Raw genomic sequence first — 19,154 nt, 5'->3', positions numbered from 1 at the left:
GCCACTCACTCGACGCACCCCCGCACGGTCTCGGACGCGCGACCGTCGTCACGTCGCAGCATCACGTCGATGCAGACGGTGCCCGCACCGGCGGTGACCGCCGCGGTCGGGTCCGGCGTCTGCTGCGGAGCGACCTCGCCGGAGACGACCACCGGCGTCCAGATGTACGAGTCGCCGTCGAGCGGGCTCGGGTTCGTCCAGGTGAAGACCACCTGATCGCCCTGCCGCGTGCCGGCGAGCTCGGTCACCTTCGGCACGACATCCGTTCCGACATCCTTCGGATCGACGGCCTCCGCCGTCTCTTGCGGTTCGGGAGCGATTCCCGCGACCAGGAGGTTCAGGCCGACGATCCCGCCGATCACGAGCACCACGCCCGCTGCGGCGAGCGCGATCCACAGGCCCTTGCGGCTGCGAGCAGGCTCGGCGGCGACCGGGGCAGGGGCAGGAGTGCCCGGAACCGACGGCGGCGGCACGGCGGCATCGGGTGCGACCACCATCGGTGCGCGGGCGATGGTCCGGTCATCGGCGCCCGGCGCCATCGGAGCAGCGGGAGCCGGGGTCGGCGCACGCAGCTGTGTCTGCTCGACGGACGGCTCCTCGGCGACCGGCGCGTCGAAGCGCGGCATCCCCGGCAACATGGCCGGAGGGTCCTTCCGCTGCGTCGTCGCCGACGGACGGGTGAACGACGCCATGTCGGGATCGATGCTGACGATCTCCCGCACCCGGGTGAGACCGTCGCCGTCGTCATCCAGGTCTTCCGCGGGCGGGTGGTCGTCGACGATGTCGATCGGCGTCACCGAATGCGAGAGCTCGATCTGCACCTTCTGCAGCGCTCGCGCGAACGCCACCGCACTCGGGAAACGGTCGTCGGGGTTCTTCGCCATCGAGCGCTCGAGCAGCCGTTGCAGACTCTCCGGGGAGTCCGGCCGCTTCAGCGAGGGGAGCGCAGCGCGCTCGATGCGCTCGATGAGGTCGGCGCTGGAGTTGCGCTCTCCAGGTCGCTCGAACGGCGATCGTCCGGCGAGCAGTGTGTACAGCGTCGCCCCGAGTGCCCACACATCCGTGCGGGGTCCGCTCTGCGGCGGCTCGGCGAACGACTCAGGAGGCGACCACGGGATCGACATCCCCGACGCCTCGCCGGTGGCCCCCGTCGTCGACGCGATGCCGAAGTCGGTGAGCGCCGGCCGGTTGTATTCGGTGACGAGGATGTTGGCGGGTTTGATGTCGCGATGCAGCACGCCGGCACGGTGGGCCGTCTCGACGGCGCCGGCCACCTGCACGCCGACCCGGAGTGCCTCGGCGACCGAGAACGGGTCCTTCCGTGCACGGAGCTGGAGGTTGGGCCGCGGGCAGTACTCCATCACGAGATAGGGGCGGCCGTCGCCGGCGACCCCCGCCTGGTAGATCGTGACGATCGCGGGATGCGTGGACAGCATCGCCATGACGTTCGCCTCATCGGCGAACTCCTGCGCCGCACCGCTCGAGATGCGATCGGCGAGCAGGACCTTCACCGCGACTCGGCGCCGAGGCATCTCCTGCTCGTACAGGAAGACATCGGCGAAGCCACCGGTGCCCAGCGGCTCCACATACGTGAAGCCGGGGAGATCCGGCGGCGGTGAGGGGCGACGCGTCACGGGAGGTCCTCGAAGGCCACGGTGACGCCGTCGCCCAGGTCGACCACGTCGCCGGAGAGCACCAGCGTCTGCTCGCCGGGGTGCAGCCGCACGGGGTCGGCCCCCGGACGCAGCAGAGTGGACCCGTTCGTGGTGTGCAGGTCGATGACCACGACGGTATCGCCTTCGGGTCTGACCTCGAGGTGGCTGCGCGAGATGTCCTGCTGGGGGCTCTCGACCGCGATCAGGTGCGGAAGGTTCGCACCGCTCGCACGGGTCGACCGCGGACGGCGTCCGATGATCACGGTGCGGTCGAGGGCAGTCACCTGTCCCGTGGAGAGCCGGATACGACCGACGGACACCGTGGTCGGCGCCGGAGCGACTTCGAGCACCTCGGTCGGCGCGTCGTTCGCGACCGGCGGCTCCTGGCGGAGAGCACGGAGGTCTGCGGCCGAGATCGTCGCACCGTCATGGTCGCCCTCCACGACGACCGGGGCGACCGGTGCCGCCGCCGGTGCCGGTGCCGGTGCCGCTGCGCCGACGGAATGCACGGTGGCTCCCCACAGCTGGTCGAAGTCGTCATCGACGGGCGGAGCGAGCGTCACCTCCGTCGGCGGCAGGAAGGCGTCGTCGATGACGGGGAGCGGCTCCTCCGGCTCCGGGTCCACATCCGACTGCGGCTCGGGCTCCGGCTCCGGCTCCGGTGCCGCGACGGGCTCCGGGATCCCGACGACGACAGGCTCCGGTGCAGCGACAGGCTCCGGCACCGCGACGGGCTCCGATGCGGGTGCGTCCGCTGCCGCGTCTCCGACAACCGGTGCCGGACCGAGCGCGGAGGTCAGCGGATCGGCGTCGCTCGGTTCGAGCTCGGCGCTCACCGCCGCGGCCCGCACGATGCCGCCCTGCACGGGCAGACCCACGGCGTCGGCGGGAGCCTCGACCGTGATGTCGATCTTCGTGGCACCGCCGAGGAATCGCTCGTTCCAGGTCGTGACCTCGGCGCCCGAGAGCTCGAGCGACTCCGTCCCGGTCTCCACCTGCGCGGAGACCGCTCCCCGCAGGGCGATGCGCACATCGGCGCCTTCGGCGACGGCTGCGACGAACGACGGCAGCGATGTGAACGACCCGCCCGCGTGCGTGGTGAGCACGTCGACGACGGTCGCGAGGGTCTTGTCCTCCGGCAGACGCTCCCACAGCCGGGCGACGACATCGCCGGGGACGTCGGGCGGCAGGGCGACGAGCGCTCCCGGGATGACGATCAGGTACCACTGTCCCGGTCGGTAGATGGTCTGCATCAGCGAACCCCTCCTGCTGCGGCTTCTCGTGGACGTGTGTCCTGGTCGATGTCCGTATCGGTGGCCATGAGCGTCCCCGGACGTGAGGCGACGGAGACGGCGTCGATGACGAGGACCGTGATGTTGTCCCTGCCCCCGGCGCTGACAGCCTCGTCGATGAGCACGTCTGCGGCTCGCTGGGGGTCCGACTCGGCTTTCAGAACCTCGCGGATGCGCGCGTCCGGCACCTCGGAGGTGAGTCCGTCGGAGCACACCAGGATGCGGTCGCCCAGTTCGGCGGGGAACATCCAATAGTCGGCGTCGCCGGTGCTGCTCGCCCCGATCGCGCGCGTGATGATGTTGCGGCGCCGATCGGAGACGGCGTCTTCGGTCGTGAGCTCACCCGACTCGATCAGTTCCTGCACCACAGAATGGTCGACGCTGATCTGCTCGAGCTCGCCGTCGGCGAAACGGTAGGTGCGCGAGTCTCCGATGTTGAGCGCGAGCCAGTAGCCCATGCCGTCGACCGAGGCGATGACCACACCGCTCAGCGTCGTGCCGGCACGGCCGTTGCCGGAGGTGGACAGCTCCTCCACGCTCTCCCTGGAGAGGGACAGTGCATCGCGCACATCGTCGAGGGCGAGAGAAGAGCGTCCGATGTACCGCGCGAACTCGGCGATCACCGCGGCGCTCGCGCGCTCCCCGGCCTCGTGCCCGCCCATCCCGTCGGCGACGACGAAGATCGGAGCGGCCGCGAGATGGGCGTCCTCGTTCAGCGCACGCCGAAGACCCGGATGCGTCGCCGATCCGGTCGAGACGATGAGTCCCGGCCTCACGCGTATCCGCCGATCGTGACGATGCGGTCGCCGATCTCGATCGCATCGCCCAGACGCACCGGCACGCGCTGCCCGGCGGGGCAGGCGATCCGCTGGCCTTCGCGGACGATGGTCATGCCGTTCGTGGAGTGCCGATCCATCACCCAACCGCCCGAGGTCTCCGCCGCCGCCTCGAAGTGCGTCTTCGAGAGCGAGAGCGTCTCGTCGCGCACCGGCACGAGCGTCACTCCCTCTTCCGGTGCGGGGTTGCGGCCGAAGACCGTGCGTCGCGACACGGACACACGAGTTCCGTCGTCCCAGGTGAACACCAGACGGTGTCCGGGAACGCTGATCCTGGTGTCTTCGAGGTCGTCCTCATCGGCGGCGACCGGAGCACTCGGGGCGGCCGGAGCCGCGGACGCGAGCGGAGGTTCCGGGGTCGCGGGCGCAGCTGCGGGGGTCTCGACGGCGAGGGGCGTCGGCGGAACGGGCGGCACCGGGCTGACGATCGGTGCTGCGATGGGAGGGGCCGCGACGGGAGGCGCCGGCTGCTGCTGGATCGTCGCGTCGAGTGCGGGCTCCGGCTCCAACGACGGAGCGGGCCGTCCGGGCGCATCCTGTGTGATCCCGGGGACGAAGGCGATGAGCGATCCCGCTTCGGCGACCGGTGCCGCGGGTGCGGCCGGGCGCGGCGGGACGGAGGCCGGTGCCGCGGGTGCCGGAGGCATGGCCGGGGTCGCGGCCACTGCCTCCGTCGGCTGCGGGAGCCCCGGGATCGCCGGTGCGGGCGTCGGGTGCGCCGAAGCCGTGGTCGGAGCAGGCACCGCCGGCGCCGCGGGCGATGCGGCGGCAGACCCGACGGCTGCGGGCACCTTGGCGTCCAGCATCAGGGAGCCGGCGACCTTGTCGTGCCAGCCCTGGAACCGTCCGGAGCCGTCGAAGAGCGGCGTGAAGTACCCCACCACCACGGAGGCGGCGAGGCCGAAGATGATGTTGCGCAGCAGCGCACGCCCGAAGCCCAGCGGGCTCGCGTCGGCCGCAGAGACGAGCCGCAGCCCTTGGGCACGCATGCCGATCGAGCCGTTGCCCGCCTGCATCACCGTGTAGACGACGAACCAGCCCAGGAGCACCAGGCTCACCACGGGACCGCCGACCAGCAGGACCCCGATGCTGCCTTCGATGCTGCCGGTGAGAGAGGCGGCGATGAGGAGTCCGCCGCCGAGCACGATCGCGAGCCCGCCGGCGATCAGGGCATCGATGATGTACGCGACGGCGCGACGGGCGACGGGCGCGATCTGGTCGGGCGCGGGCTGCGTCATGGGGTCTCGCTCTCGGAGGACGGGGGCGTCGTGCTGTTCTTGATGGTGCCAGGTTCGCGGCGAACGCGCACGGCCGCAGCTTCCTTCAGATTCTGGAATCCGTTCGAGATCGCGGTGCCGCCGATCAGGGAGCGGACGCTCAGTCGTGCCTTGAGGCGCTTCCAGAAGCCGGCGTCCTTCCCGAGGCCACCGACGATGTCATCGACCTCCTGCCAGAAGGACTCGACGTCCGCCGGGCTCGGCTCCGCGGGGCCGAACACCTCGGAGTCCGCGCGCTCGGCGAGGGCCGTGACCTGCGGCACCGTGAGCGAGGACGCCACGACCGCGGCCTCCTCGATGCGGGTACCGCCGGGCTGGATGCGGGCGCCGTAGTCGACCGCGCGGTCGGTCAGCTCGTCCCATCCCCCGCTGATGCGGTCGGCGGTGCGCGCGGCGGCGCGACGCGAGCGACGCTTCGCGGCCTTCCAGGCGCCGATCACGATGAAGGGCGAGGCGAGCAGGGCGATCACCCCGAGGGAGATGCCGCCGATCACCAGGATCGCCCCGATGATGCCCGCGATGTTCAGGCTCTCGTCTTCGGCCTCGCGGTCGTCGGGCAGGGTGGGCGGCAGGTCGACGGGCTCCTGCGGCGGAGGCGGAGGCTGCAGCACCTGCGGCTTCGGGTCGACCCGGGGCTTGGTGTTCTGATCGTTGGGCACCTGGTCTTCGGGCGGAGTCGGGTTGAAGCTCACCCATCCGATGCCCTCGAAGTTGACCTCGATCCAGGCGTGCACGTCGTCGCCGGTCGCGGCGAACACGGCCTCGCCCTCCCGCGTCTCGTCGGGGTAATAGCCCATGACCACGCGAGCGGGGATGTCGATCTGGCCCGCGAGCAGTGCCATGGCGACAGCGTACTGCTCATCGTCACCGATCATCTGCTCGCCGCCGATGAGAGTCGAGATGCGCTCGGCGGTGTGCCCGGCACGGGAGATGACCTCCCCCTCCAGGCCGTGACTGAAGAAGCCGTCTTTGGCGAGCAGGTTCTCGAGCGCGCGCACACGCTCGATCGGCGTCTCGGCGCCCGCGACGGTCTCGGCCGCGAGGGCGGTGAGCTCCTCCGGCACGTTGCTCGGCTTCGGCATCGCGACCTTGCCGAACGGCACCTCGGCGAGCTGCTCGTCGTCGGGCACGTTCGGCAGCACGGCATCCACCGTGTACTCGTCGCCCGTGGTCAGCTTCGTCGTGGCGACGGCCGTGCCCGTCTCGGTGTTCACGTAGGTGCCGCGGCGCAGCTGTTCGGCGTCGTCGCCCGAGAAGCTGATCTCGGACAGCTCTCCCGCGGTCGGCACCCACACCCCGCGATACTCGTCGATCTCGATCTTGAGCGTCACCGGGACGCCTTCGGCATCGGGCGACATGTTCGAACGCAGCGGCGTGAAAGCGCTCGACGAGGTGGGGCCGCCGTCGGTGACGTTGTAGACCATGCCGTCGAACTGGTCCATGACGGCGGTGCGGACACGCGCGCCCTTCGGCAGACCCTGCACCGTGAAGAGGGTCTCATCCGCCTCGTCGCGCACGTTCTTGCGGAAGGCCTGCAACGGGCTCGGATAGTCCCGGATGTCGAACGGCGGGATGATCACATCGCGGAACACGTGCCGCGGCTGCGCCGGGTTCGCTATCGCGCTCGTGGCGACTCCGGCTCCTCCGGCGATGGCCAGCACGGCGACACCCGCGAGCAGGCGGCGGGTGCGCATGTGCGACGCCCGCGACGGATCGACTTCGCTCACGGAGACGGCGGTGTTCTGCGGTGCCCAGAGCTGGCGCAGCGCGAGCCACGACATGCTCACGACGGCAAAGACGAGTCCCTGCACGAGAGGGAACGCAGGTTCGGGCGTCCCGAGCGCGATCACCAGCATGAGCAGGACGCCGGCGGGGATCAGCGCCCAGGCCACCTGCGAGAGGCGCAGCGCGAGGGAGGCGGTCACGGTGGTGATCACGAGGGCCAGCAGGAACGGGACGACGAGGTGTCCGTCGGCGGCCGCGACGGGGGCGACCGTGGTGAGCATCTGCTTCCAGGCGGTCACCGTGCCCAGCGCCAGGTTCTGCAGCGTCTCCAGTGTGGGGATGAATCCGAGGATCGAGGTCTGCGGCAGGGCGAAGGCGCCGCCGAACACGAAGTACGCGGCGACCGTGAGACCCGTGATGATCAGGATTCCCCAGCGGCGCCAGGTCGCGACGACCGCGATCGCGAGGCCGACCAGGATGCCTCCGGCGACGGCGGGCAGGAAGGACCCACCGGCGAACGTGGGCCAGAAGCCGATGAGCGCGGTGAGGACCAGGAGCGCCGTCGCTGTCAGGTCGAGGACCCAGCGGCGCAGGGGAAGATCGCCGAACGCGGCGGAGGATGCGGTCATGCGAGCACCTTCTGCAGGGCGAGCGGGATCTGTTCGAGTGCTCCGACCGTCACCACGTCGGCATCGCCGATGCGACGCAGAGCCGGGGCGGACGCGGTGGTGTCGGCGACGACCACGAGCACCCTGGCGCCGAACGGCAGGCGCGCACACGCGAGGCGGAGGTCGTCGGACTTCACGCGAGCCCCGCACACCAGCACGACCACGCTCGCCAGCGGCATGGTGGCCGACACGACGCCGGCGAGCTCGGCGATGCCGCCCTCCTTCGGCTTGCTGTTCTCGACCGCCGAGAGCGAGTCGAGCAGCTGCTTGCCGGTGCCGGCGGGCAGCTCCCGGCCCTGCACGCGCATGTCGACGCGCTGCGAGTCGCGGAGCGCGCGCAGGCCGATCGATCCCGCAGCCGAGACGCCGAGCTCGAAGTCGTCTTCGGTGGCGTAGTCGGCGAGAGAGCGCGAGAGACCGATCACGAAGTGCGAGCGCCGGGTCTCCTCGTACTGCCGCACCATCATCGTGCCGGTGCGGGCCGTCGAACGCCAGTGCACGTGACGCAGGTCATCGCCCGGCTGGTACTCCAGGAGAGCGTGGAAGGACACATCGTCGCGAGAGAGGTCGGCGGCGGGCAGCCCCTCCAGGTCGCGCAGATAGCCGAGCGACTGGCCGTCGAACAGCACGGTGCGCGGATGCACGAAGAGGTCGACGGGATCATCCCGCCGGTGCGCCCGCTCGAACAGACCGAGCGGGTCGCCGCGCACGACGCTGACCGGTCCGACCTTGACCACGCCGCGCTTCTGGGTGGGGATGGCGAAGAGCTCCTCCGCCTCCTCCCCCGGGGCGAGCCGCTGGATGCCGAACTCGCCGCGGCCGGAGCCGACCGGGAGCACGACGCGCGAGGGCAGGATCGCCCTGGAGCCGCGGTTGGCGAGGGTCAGGGCGCCGACAGCGCGCTCTCCCACGACAACGCGGGTGCGGGCGAGGTCGAGCGCCACGTCGTAGGCGGTGCGGCCGATCAGGAACAGCGCGCACAGGGCCACGGCGATCGCGATGACCACGGCCGCGATCGTGAACTCCGACCAGCCGGCGATCTGCCCGAGCACCCAGAAGCCGACGGCAAGGGCCATCAGCACCCAGGCCAGCGGACGGATCGCCGACGTGATCTTCCGGAGGCGCGTCAGGATGCGCGCGCCGATGACGGCCGCGATGTCACGCCAACCGGCGTCGCGCTCCGTCTGCGGCGGCGATGCCTGAAGGGCCTCCGCGGTCATCAGGCCGCCACTCGGGCCTGGGGTGCCGCCACCGCGTCGAGCACGCGGGCGATCACGGTGTCGCTGCTGGTGCCGGCGAACTCGGCCTCGGCGTCGAGCAGCAGACGGTGCTGCCACACCGGGCGGGCGAGAAGCTTGATGTCGTCGGGGAGCACGAAGTGGCGCCCCTGAGCGGCCGCCCACACCTTGGCCATGCGGACCATCGCGATCGCCCCGCGCACCGAGACACCGAGCCGGATGGCCCCGTCCTCGCGCGTGGCCTCGGCGAGCTCGGCCACATAGCGGAGCACGGCGGGCTCGACATGCACCGTCGCGGCGAGGTCGGCCATGTCGGCGACGGCGCTCGTCGTGATGATCGCGGACAGGCCGGCCGACGGGTTGCGGTCGGAGGCACCGGCGAGGATGCTCTCGGTCACGGCCAAGTCGGGGTAGCCGATCGACGTCTTGATCAGGAAGCGGTCGAGCTGGGCCTCGGGCAGCTTGTAGGTGCCCGCCTGCTCGATGGGGTTCTGCGTCGCGATCACGAGGAACGGACGCCCGGCCTCGTGCGTGACGCCGTCGACCGTGACGCGCGATTCCTCCATGACCTCGAGCAGCGCCGACTGGGTCTTCGGCGACGCACGGTTGATCTCGTCGGCGAGCACGATCGATGCGAAGATCGGCCCCTTGTGAAACTCGAAGCGGTGCGACTGCTGGTCGTAGATCGTCACACCGGTCACATCGGACGGCAGCAGGTCGGGCGTGAACTGGATGCGTGCGCTGGTGCCCTGCACGGTCGCGGCCAGCGCCTTGGCGAGGCTGGTCTTGCCCGTTCCCGGTGCGTCCTCGAGGAGCACATGCCCCTCGGCGAGCATCGAGGCCAGCACGAGGCCGACGATCTCCTGCTTGCCCTGCACGGCCTTGTCGATGTTCTCGACGAGGCGCTGGAAAGTGCCCTGGAACCAGGCGGCCTGCTCGGGAGTCATTGTCATGAGTGTGTCGTTCCTTGTTCTTCGGATGTCGAGAAGAGAGAGCGCATCATTGCCAGACGCGGTGTTCGAAGGCGTTGCCGTTGACCATCACCCAGGCTTCGATCACGCCGCGGCGGTTGCCGAGATAGCAGCTCAGTCGACCGCCGTAGTTGCCGTTGCCGTCCATCGTGATCGAGTACGGACCGCCCCAGACCCCGCCGTAGGTCGGGTCGTTGTTGTTGCACCGCACCGAGATGGTCTGACCGGGATCGAAGTCCTGCGCGTTGAGGTAGAAGTACGCGCATGTACCGTCGTTGCAGTTCGGCTGGCCGTTGGCATTGCCCGTGGAAGTGACCCAGGCCCGGGGGTTGGGCTTCGGTCCGGATGTTCCAGCCTCGGACCGGGTGATCTTCTGCCCCGCCTCATCCGTGACCTCGACATCGATGGTGTGGCGCTGGCTGTAGCCGTTGCCGACGGTGGTGCTTCCGTTCGCTCCGACGTTGGACCATCCACCGCCATCGATGCGGATGCGCACCGTCTTGATGCCGCGCCCATTGGCCGAGACGTTCGCGTTCCAGCCGAACGTCACGCTCGTGGGGTTCGGCGCTGCGGTGACCGACGGCTGCTTCAGCGGACCGTACGGGTTGCCCGACATCTGGCCGGACGCGTCGCTGGCGTAGGTCTGTCCATCGACCGTCGAGACGGCACGGACCCGCACGTTGTAGTTGGTTCCGTTCGAGAGTCCGGTGATGACGTTGTTGCCCGGCATCGCCGCCCAGTTGCCTCCGACGGAGTACTCGTATCGCACCTCGGTCGATCTGGCGCCATTCAGCGCGCCGGGAGACCAGGTGAGCGTGAGGGACCGGTCGCCCTCGGCGACGTTCGACAGAGAGGGCGCACCCGGCTTGTTCACGCCGCGGCGCGGTGCCGACATCGGGCTCCACTCGCCCCAACCTGCCTTGTTGTTCGCGCGGATGCGGTAGGTGTACGGCGTCTCAGACGTCGGCACCGAGACTGCCTGCGTCTTCGATCCGGCTCCAGGGAAGACCGTGTTGCGGAGCGTGCCGCCCTCCCACACCTGCAGCTCGAAGGAGTCGATCGGGTCGCCATTGGGGTTCCCCGGCACCCAGCTCACCTGCATCTGGGCCTGGCTACCCACGGCCGGCACCTGCGTCACGGTGGGCGCGGCGGCGGGCATCGGCGGGCCCGCGGGGACCTCGGATGCCGACCAGGCGCTCCAGCTCGACGGCTCGGGTGCGCGGTTGTGGGCCTGCACGCGGATCTGGTAGTTCGAGCCGTTCTCGAGGCCGTCCCAGGTCATCGAGTTGCCCGTGGCCTGCTTCTGCGACACGCCGGACGGCGGAGCGGGCGAGATCTCGAGCGTATAGCTCTCGACCGGGGATCCGGGCGTGGTCGGGGTGGCCCAGGAGACCTTGAGCGACTTGTCGCCGAAGGCGAGGGTCGGCGGGTTCGGGGTGTCGGGCCGAGCGTCCGGACGGGCGACCGCCGAGGTACCGGACGGCTTCGACTCGCCGACGCGGTTCGTCGCCGTGACCTGGAAGGTGTACTCGACGTTGTTGGTCAGCCCGTCGAGCGTGCAGGTCGTGGACCGGCACTCTTTCGAATACGGGTTGCCGCTGACCGATTTGACCGTGTACTTCGTGATCTCGGCACCGTTGTTCGACGGCGCTCCGTACGAGACGACAACGGTGCGATCCTGCACGCTCGAGACGAGCGGGGCTCCCGGTGCATCGGGAACACCCTGCACCGTGACGATGATCTGTCCGTTGGCCTCGCGGTCGGCATCCTTCGTCGCATCCTGGATGCGGTAGCGCACGACCATGGTGCCGACGAAGCTCGCATCCGGGGTCACGACCACCTGATCGCCCTTGACCGTGGCGCCTCCGGAGCCCGATTCGGTCACGGCGGTCATGAGCTTGAGCGGCGTCTCGGGGAACGGGTTGTAGTCGTTCGCGAGCACGGGCACCGTGATGCTCTTGCCCTGGTCGGCTTCCGAGATCGTGTCGGTGTTGGCGGCGGGCAGCGGTCGGGTCGAGGCCCCGACGCGCACGGTCACCGTGCCGTCGACCGGCTCGGTCGTCCCGTCGGTGATCTCGAGCTTCAGCGTCGCGACGGTGCCCTTCTCGACGTCGGACGAAGCTTCCACGAGCAGGTCGGAGCCGTCGATCTTGGCCGTGATGCCCTTGCCGGCACCGCTGACGTACTTGTACTTGTGCTTGCCCTCGTCTTCGGGGTCGGGATCGGTCGTCAACGCGGCGAGGTCGAGCGTCGAGGCCTTCTCACCGGGGGCGACGATGACCTCTGCGCCGATGAACTCGGGCTGCTGGTTCTCGGGCGGCAGCACGTTGATCGGGATGCTGAGCGTGGCCTTGCGTCCCTCAGGGTCATCCGGGCCCGTGCCGTCGGTCACCTCGAAGGTCAGCGAGTCCTGTCCGAAGTACCCCTCGGCCGAGGTGTACACGAGCGTCGTCTCGTCCTTCACGAGGTCGTCGCCGTTCGCGTACACCGCGTTCACCTTGGCGTGCTCGGTGATCCGCGCGGTTCCTCCGCCGGCGACGGTGACGAACTTGGAGAGCGGGATCTCCTTGGTCTCCCCGCTCATGACTTCGAGCGGTTTGGTCGAGTCGAGGATCGGGCGCAGATCCGATTCGGCCGGGACGAAGATGAACGCCGATGCGGACAGATCGTCCTGATCGGTGAGGGTGTAGCGGATGAGCTGCAGGTTCTCGGTCACGGTGACGCGCACCTTGCCGTTCTCGAGCTGCGTCGCTCCTTCGCCGAGAGAGACCTTCAGGCGGTCGGTCGTACCGTCGGGGTCTTCATCGTTCTCGAGGATGTCGAGATCGGCGCTCATCGTGCCGTCGGTGAGGTCGGTCGGGCGCACGCGATCGTCGCGAGCGACCGGCGCCTGCAACGGCACGTTCTCGTCGACGGTGATCTGCAGCGCCGCGGTGGCCTCTGCTCCGCGCGCATCGCGGATCGTGTACTGCAGCGACGTCTCGAGCTCACGGTTCGGCGCCTGAACCAGCACCCGGTCTCCCGAGACGCGGGCCGTGATGCCCGTGTCGGTCGGGACCTCCAGGCCGTTCTTGACGAGCGCGATCTTGTCGCCCTCGGGGTCGGAGTCGTTCGCCATCACCGGCACCGAGATCTCTCGACCCGGCCGCACGACCACGGCATCCTTGACGGCGAAGGGCCTCTGGTTGACCTGCTCGCCCGGGGCGATACCCACGCGGATCGTGGCGATGCCCTCCTTGCCGAGGCGGTCGCGCACGCGGTAGCGGAACACGTCGACACCCGAGGATCCGTCGAACGCCTCATAGGTGAAGTAGTTCTGCGCGGTCTCGGTGATGCGGCCCTTCGTGGGGCTGGAGGCGATGTCGATCAGCTCGACCGAGTCGCCGTCGGCGTCGATGCCGTCCAGTGGCACGGCGATGTTCGCCGTCGACCCGGCGAGCACGCGAGCCACGAGGTCCTGCGGGCGCGGCGCGGCGTTCGTCTCGGGGTCGACGGGCAGGATCTGGATCGTGACGTAGCCGGCGTCCTTCTGCTGGCGGGAGTCGACGGCCTCGTAGGTGAGGTACACCGTCTTCGCGACAGGGCCCGCCTTGAAGCGGATCGTGTCCTGCGAGACGAAGGCCTCGCCGTCCTCCGGATCGATGAGCGGCTCGACCAGCTCGGGGACGACGTGCATGACGTCGTCGTTCGGGTGCGTGTCGTTGTCGAGCACCGGGATGGTGACGACGTCGCCCGCCCGCACGATCGCGGTGTCGTCGTTCACGACCGGCTGGAGGAGCTGGTCGGGCGCGGGGATCGGGATCACCACGACCTCGCCCTCGGCCGACTTCGAGCCGTTCGAGATGCGGTACTTGATGCGGGCCTGATCGGTGAGCGAGCCCTGGTCGGTGATGCGGAGGGTCTCATGGTTGATGACTGACACCGAGACACCGGAGTCGTCCTCGATCGAGACGGACTGCACGACGAGGATGCCGCCGGCGGGGTCGACATCGTTCGCGAGCACGCCGAGGAGCACATCTCCGCCTGTGGGCAGCAGCGCGACGTCACGGACGGCGACCGGCGGCAGATCCGTCTCGCTCGCCTCCAGCACGTCGACGCGCACGATTCCCTGGCTGCTCTCGGGACCCGCGGTCGCGAGATACAGCACGTAGTAGGTGCCGGGGGCGTCGGCGGTGAAGGTGAAGGTCTTGTTGGGTCCGTCCGGCAGCACGGTCGCGCCGGGTACCTCGTTCACACGACCGAGGCGCAGCAGCTCTCGTCCCGAGCTGGTGTCGTTGGCGAGCGGGGCCACCGTCACCTGCTCGCCGACGCGGGTCACGACATGGTCGGCGTTGGTCTTGGGCTTGGTCGATCCTTCGGGCCGCACGTCGAGCGTCACGGTCGCTGTGGCGGTCTCGCCGTATCCGTCGGCGACCGTGACCTGCACCTCTTTGAGACCCTGCTGGCTCGCCGTGGCCTTGTACGTGATCTGGCCGTCGGTGCTGAAGTCGACCTCGTCGCCCGGCGCGGGCACCACGTCTTTGAGGTAGACGTCGTCGCCTTCCGGGTCGATCCAGTCGGGGAGGATGTTGTACGAGATCGTGCCGCCGGTCTCGACCGTCAGCGTCGTCCTGCGCTTGGGCGCCGGAGCGGTGTTGATGCTCTTGTCGTAGACGGTCAGGGTGACGGCCGCCGTGTCCTTGCCGCCGCGGCCGTCGTCGGCCTCATACGTGAACGCGGTCGACCCGGAGGCGCCTTCCTCCACCGCGATCTGCAACGATCCACCGTTCTGCACCTGCTGGATCGTCCCGACCGCGGGCTGGGCCTCGGCGAGCGCCGCCACCAGGACGTCGCCGTCGGGGTCGTTGTCGTTGTCGAGCACCGGGAGCATGGTCGTGACACCGGGGCGCACGCCGAACGTGTCATCCTCGGCGATCGGAGGAGTGTTCTCCTCCTTGCGTTCGGGGAGCGTGGTCTCGACGGTCTCCTCGGTGGAGTCGTCCTCGTTCTCGGTCTCGCCCTCCGGCGGGGTGAGGTCGTTCCAGTTGTCGACGCGCTGGAGACTCTCGTTGGCCAGCCAGGCCGCGCCACCGACGGCGTCGTTGAGGATGATGACGTCGCGGTTAACGCGGAACACGAGGCTCTTCGCGTCTTCGGCGCCGTCGACCTGGGCGTTGACGTCGTTGCCGGTGCCCGGGCACTCGCGGATGAATGTGGCGGTGCCCGCCCACGCGCCGTAGGTGCATCCGCGCAGCCAGACCGGAGCGGCCGCGGTGCCGGTGCCGCCGGCGTCGACCTCGGTCGGCTCGCCGCCGTCGAGGGGAACGCTCACCAGGGCGTTCGTGGTCGCGATCGCCACTGCGTCGGTGTTCTCGGACGCCTGCTGCAGGACCGCCTTGTCGGCGCCGGGGATCTCGGTGCGGATGCCACCGGGCGAGGTCACGACGCCTGCCGAGCGGTCGAGTACGACCGGCGTGCGGCCGACCGCCGTGATCGTCGGCTTCGCGGACGCGTCGAGCTCGCCGACGGATGCGGCCGAGGCATCGAGGGCTTCGCCCTCGTTGTCCACGGGCACAGTGACGACCTCGCCGCGCTCCGGGGCGAGTCCGAACACCGTGCCGTCCTTGGCGACCGCGACATCGGCTCCGGCGCCGAGTTCTGCGGCGGGCTCGTTCACCTCTGCCTCGAACGACGAGACGCCCTGGGCGGGGACGACCCAGAGCTCGCCGGTCTTCTGATCGAGGATCGCGGCCGTGCGGTTGCCCAGCGCGACCTTCGCCGAGGAGGGGATGCCTGCGGAGTCGCCGAGAGATACGCGTGCGGGATCGACGGCAGTGAGGGTGGAGGCGTTCTCATCGACGACGAGGATGTTGCTCGTGTCCTGAAGGATGTCGTAGTTCTCGCCCGTGGTGCGCAGACCACCGTCGAGGACCGTCGACTCGTTGTTGAAGTGCCCGACCAGCAGGCTCGACGTCTTCGTGATCCAGACGCCGCCGTCGTTCAGGTCGACCTTGGTGGTCGGGAAGCCCTCATAGGTGAAGGCCATCGTGGTGATAGCGATGACGCCGACGGTGACACCGGCGGCGGACGCCAGTGTTTTGGGCCGCGCGCGTATCCAAGACAACGCCTTCATTCCCGGTTCCCCCCCAGGTGACACTCTTCGTTAGCTCCTGGGCGGTCCCTCCGGGCCCACCGAGCACCCGTTCATCCTAACCGCGTCTCGGAATACCGCTCGATGGGGAGTTCTGCCCATCCGCGATGATCAGGCCCGCCAGCAGCCTGCGATGTGATCGTCGACCATGCCGCCCGATTGCATCAGGGCGTACATGGTGGTCGGCCCCACGAATCGGAACCCACGACGACGCAGTTCCTTGCTCAACGCCGTGGACTCCGGCGTGACGGCGGGGACGTCGGCGAAGGATGCGGGACGGGCGCCGGGGGCCGCCGGGGCGAACGACCACATCAGCTCGTCGAACTCCCCCTCGGCCATGCCGCGCACGATGCGGGCGTTGCCGATGGTCGCCTCGATCTTCGCGCGGTTGCGGATGATCCCGGCGTCGCCCATCAGGCGCTCGACATCGGACTCGTCGTACTCGGAGACGATCTCGGGCTCGAAACCCGCGAACACCTCGCGGAACCGCGGTCGCTTGCGCAGGATCGTGATCCAGGAGAGGCCTGCCTGGAACCCTTCGAGCGCCATCTTCTCGAACAGCGCGCGGTCGCCGTGCAGAGGCGTGCCCCACTCTTCATCGTGATAGCGACGGTACTCGTCGTCGTCGCCCACCCAGGCGCAGCGGTCGCGGGCGTCGGGGCCCGTGAGAAGAGAGGTCATCCGGTCAGGCTATCCGCGGCGACCGACACCGAGCGCCGACACGGAGGCGGACGCGTCCCACCGGAATGCTGTGCGCGCGAAAGCTGGTGTCATCGGAGCAGTTCCACCAGACTGTGCGCATGGATTCTGTGAACGAGTGGCTGCTGACGTGGGGCGACAACCTGTGGACGTGGATCGTCCTCCCCCTGGTCGTCCTCCTCGGCCTGTACTTCACGATCCGCTCCGGCATCGTGCAGTTCCGGTTGATCCCGGAGATGTTTCGCACGTTGACGGATCGCACCCCGCGCACCGAGAGCGGCGAGCCGCAATCCGTCTCGGCGTTCCAGGCGTTCACCATCTCCGCGGCCTCGCGCGTCGGCGTCGGCAACATCGCCGGTGTCGGCACGGCGATCGCGATCGGCGGACCCGGTGCGATCTTCTGGATGTGGCTGATGGCGTTCATCGGCGGGGCGTCCTCGTTCATCGAGTCCTCGCTCGCGCAGCTGTACAAGACGCGGGACAAGGACGGGTTCCTCGGAGGTCCCGCGTACTACATGCAGCGCGGGCTCGGCGCGCGTTGGATGGGAGTCCTGTTCGCCGTCATCCTCATCGTGTGCTTCCCGATCGCGTTCAGCTCGCTGCAGGCCAACACCATCCAGGCCACCATCGCGGGGAGCCTGGGCGGCGGGGCCCCCGCATGGCTGCCGTGGGCCATCGGCGCGGCGCTCGCCGTCCTCATGGGCCTGGTGATCTTCGGAGGTGTGCGCCGCATCGCCTCCGTCACCCAGACCCTGGTCCCAATCATGGCGCTGCTGTACCTGCTCCTCGGGCTCGTCATCGTGGTGATTCACATCGAGCGCCTCCCCGAGGTCTTCGCCATGATCTTCACGCAGGCGTTCGGGCCGAACGAGATCGTGGGCGCCGCGCTCGGCTACATCATCCTCACCGGCGTCAAGCGGGGCATGTTCTCCAACGAGGCCGGGCTCGGTTCCGCACCCAACGCGGGCGCGAGTGCCGCGGTGACGCACCCGGTCAAGCAGGGTCTGGTGCAGACCCTCGGCGTCTACTTCGACACGTTCCTGGTGTGCTCGATCACCGCGTTCATCATCCTCGTCTCGGTCCCCGACCTCGCGAACGCCGAGCGGGGCATCGGGCTGACGCAGGGGGCGGTGGTCGGTGCGCTCGGCAGCTGGTCGAACATCCTGCTGATCGTGATCATCTTTCTGCTCGCATTCAGCTCGATCCTCGGCAACTACTACTACGGGCAGACGAACATCGAGTTCATCACGTCGACGCCCGCCGTCCTGCTCGGCTACCGGCTCTTTGCCATCGGGGCGGTGTTTGTCGGATCGATCGTGTCGGCCGATGTCGTGTGGAACTTCGCCGACGGCGCGATGGGCTTCATGGCGATCGTGAACCTCGTGGCGATCGCGCTGCTCTCCGGAGTCGCCTTCAAGCTCCTCAAGGACTACACGCAGCAGCGACGCGAAGGACTCGATCCGGTCTTCACCAAGGCCCGTCTCCCCGAGGTCCGAGGAATCGAGGTGTGGGAGGACGAGCTCTCCGTCACCGGACCGATCGACCTGCCGACGTCTCGCCGCCGCTGAGCCGCCGCCGCCACGGCCGCGATGTCAGGAGCCGAAGGTCGCCGCGTCGATGACGAACCGGTACCGCACGTCGGATGCGAGCACGCGCTCGTAGGCGGCGTTGATGTCGGAAGCGGGGATGGTCTCGATCTCGGCGGCGATACCGTGCTCGGCGCAGAAGTCGAGCATCTCCTGCGTCTCCTGGATGCCGCCGATGTTGCTGCCGGCGAGCGAGCGACGGCCGCCGATCAGCGACATCACCCCGACCGAGAGCGGTTCGCCGGGAGCTCCGACGCACACCATGGCGCCGCCGACGTCGAGCAGGCTCAGATAGGAGCGCAGATCGATCACCGCGCTGACGGTGTTGAGGATCACGTCGAACGACGACCGCAGCTCACGGAAGGTCTCCTGGTCGCTCGTCGCGCGATAGTGGTCGGCGCCGAGCCGCAGCCCGTCGTCCTTCTTGCTCAGGGTCTGCGAGAGCACGGTCACCTCGGCGCCGAGTGCGTGCGCGATCTGCACGCCCATGTGCCCGAGGCCCCCGAGTCCCACGACGGCGACGCGGGTGCCCGGTCCGACGTTCCAGTGCCGCAGCGGTGAGTATGTCGTGATGCCGGCGCACAGCAGGGGAGCTGCGACATCCAGGGGCAGCGCGTCGGGGATCTTAAGGACGAACGCTTCGGTGACCACGACCTGCTCGGAGTATCCGCCCTGCGTGACGGTGCCGTCACGATCGGTGCTGCCATAGGTGAGGACGGCCCCCTGGGTGCAGAACTGCTCCTCCCCCCGCAGGCAGTTGCGGCACTCACCGCACGAGTTCACCAGGCATCCGACGCCGACGCGATCGCCGACCGCATGCCGGGTGACGCCCTCGCCGACCGCGGCGACGGTGCCGGTGATCTCGTGGCCGGGAGCGAGCGGGTACTGCTGCGGCCCCCAGTCGCCGCGCACGGTATGGATGTCGGAGTGGCAGATACCCGCGAACGCGATGTCGATCAGCACGTCGAGCGGGCCTAGCCCGCGTCGCTCGATGACGGTCTTCTCCAGCGGGGCCCCTTCACGGGGTGCGGCATAGGCGTTCACAGCAGACATCTCGGACTCCTCGGATCGGGTACC

General features: G+C 69.2%; 11 protein-coding genes. 1 reads left to right on the top strand and 10 read right to left on the bottom strand.

The window, feature by feature from the left end; all coding sequences use genetic code 11:
- Positions 1 to 5: 5 nt before the first annotated feature.
- From F6W70_RS12140 to F6W70_RS12100, 9 genes are all read right to left on the bottom strand, one after another.
- Complete coding sequence (locus F6W70_RS12140) at positions 6 to 1,634, bottom strand: serine/threonine-protein kinase (protein WP_151486855.1); 1,629 nt, start codon at positions 1,632 to 1,634, stop codon at positions 6 to 8.
- Positions 1,631 to 2,908, bottom strand: a complete 1,278-nt coding sequence (locus tag F6W70_RS12135; RefSeq protein ID WP_151486854.1) for an FHA domain-containing protein — start codon at positions 2,906 to 2,908, stop codon at positions 1,631 to 1,633. The genes F6W70_RS12140 and F6W70_RS12135 overlap by 4 nt, the downstream gene beginning before the upstream one ends.
- On the bottom strand, positions 2,908 to 3,723 hold the full coding sequence (locus tag F6W70_RS12130) for a PP2C family protein-serine/threonine phosphatase (protein WP_151486853.1): 816 nt from the start codon (positions 3,721 to 3,723) through the stop codon (positions 2,908 to 2,910). Before F6W70_RS12130 ends, F6W70_RS12135 begins: the two co-directional genes overlap by 1 nt.
- The gene (locus F6W70_RS12125) at positions 3,720 to 5,021 is read right to left on the bottom strand and encodes an RDD family protein (protein ID WP_151486852.1); all 1,302 of its coding nucleotides are present in this window, start codon (positions 5,019 to 5,021) and stop codon (positions 3,720 to 3,722) included. The genes F6W70_RS12130 and F6W70_RS12125 overlap by 4 nt, the downstream gene beginning before the upstream one ends.
- A complete protein-coding gene (locus tag F6W70_RS12120) occupies positions 5,018 to 7,414 on the bottom strand; it encodes a transglutaminase TgpA family protein (protein WP_151486851.1) in 2,397 nt (798 codons plus the stop codon). Before F6W70_RS12120 ends, F6W70_RS12125 begins: the two co-directional genes overlap by 4 nt.
- Positions 7,411 to 8,673 carry a DUF58 domain-containing protein gene (locus tag F6W70_RS12115; protein ID WP_151486850.1) on the bottom strand — a complete coding sequence of 421 codons (1,263 nt, stop codon included), beginning with the start codon at positions 8,671 to 8,673 and terminating at the stop codon, positions 7,411 to 7,413. Before F6W70_RS12115 ends, F6W70_RS12120 begins: the two co-directional genes overlap by 4 nt.
- On the bottom strand, positions 8,673 to 9,644 hold the full coding sequence (locus F6W70_RS12110) for an AAA family ATPase (RefSeq protein ID WP_055869575.1): 972 nt from the start codon (positions 9,642 to 9,644) through the stop codon (positions 8,673 to 8,675). Before F6W70_RS12110 ends, F6W70_RS12115 begins: the two co-directional genes overlap by 1 nt.
- 46 nt (positions 9,645 to 9,690) lie before the next feature.
- Positions 9,691 to 15,774, bottom strand: a complete 6,084-nt coding sequence (locus F6W70_RS12105) for an Ig-like domain-containing protein (protein WP_151486849.1) — start codon at positions 15,772 to 15,774, stop codon at positions 9,691 to 9,693.
- Between the two features lie 129 nt (positions 15,775 to 15,903).
- The gene (locus F6W70_RS12100; RefSeq protein WP_055869567.1) at positions 15,904 to 16,473 is read right to left on the bottom strand and encodes a DNA-3-methyladenine glycosylase I; all 570 of its coding nucleotides are present in this window, start codon (positions 16,471 to 16,473) and stop codon (positions 15,904 to 15,906) included.
- A gap of 119 nt (positions 16,474 to 16,592) precedes the next feature.
- Between F6W70_RS12100 and F6W70_RS12095 the strand changes: the two genes are divergently transcribed.
- Positions 16,593 to 18,059 carry an alanine/glycine:cation symporter family protein gene (locus F6W70_RS12095; RefSeq protein WP_170287909.1) on the top strand — a complete coding sequence of 489 codons (1,467 nt, stop codon included), beginning with the start codon at positions 16,593 to 16,595 and terminating at the stop codon, positions 18,057 to 18,059.
- Positions 18,060 to 18,083: 24 nt separating this feature from the next.
- Here F6W70_RS12095 and F6W70_RS12090 read toward each other — a convergent pair whose 3' ends face one another.
- The gene (locus F6W70_RS12090) at positions 18,084 to 19,130 is read right to left on the bottom strand and encodes an NAD(P)-dependent alcohol dehydrogenase (RefSeq protein ID WP_151486847.1); all 1,047 of its coding nucleotides are present in this window, start codon (positions 19,128 to 19,130) and stop codon (positions 18,084 to 18,086) included.
- Between the last annotated feature and the right edge of the window lie 24 nt (positions 19,131 to 19,154).

This window comes from Microbacterium maritypicum, assembly GCF_008868125.1.
GTDB lineage: Bacteria > Actinomycetota > Actinomycetes > Actinomycetales > Microbacteriaceae > Microbacterium > Microbacterium maritypicum.
This window is presented reverse-complemented; position numbering and strand designations above follow the sequence as displayed.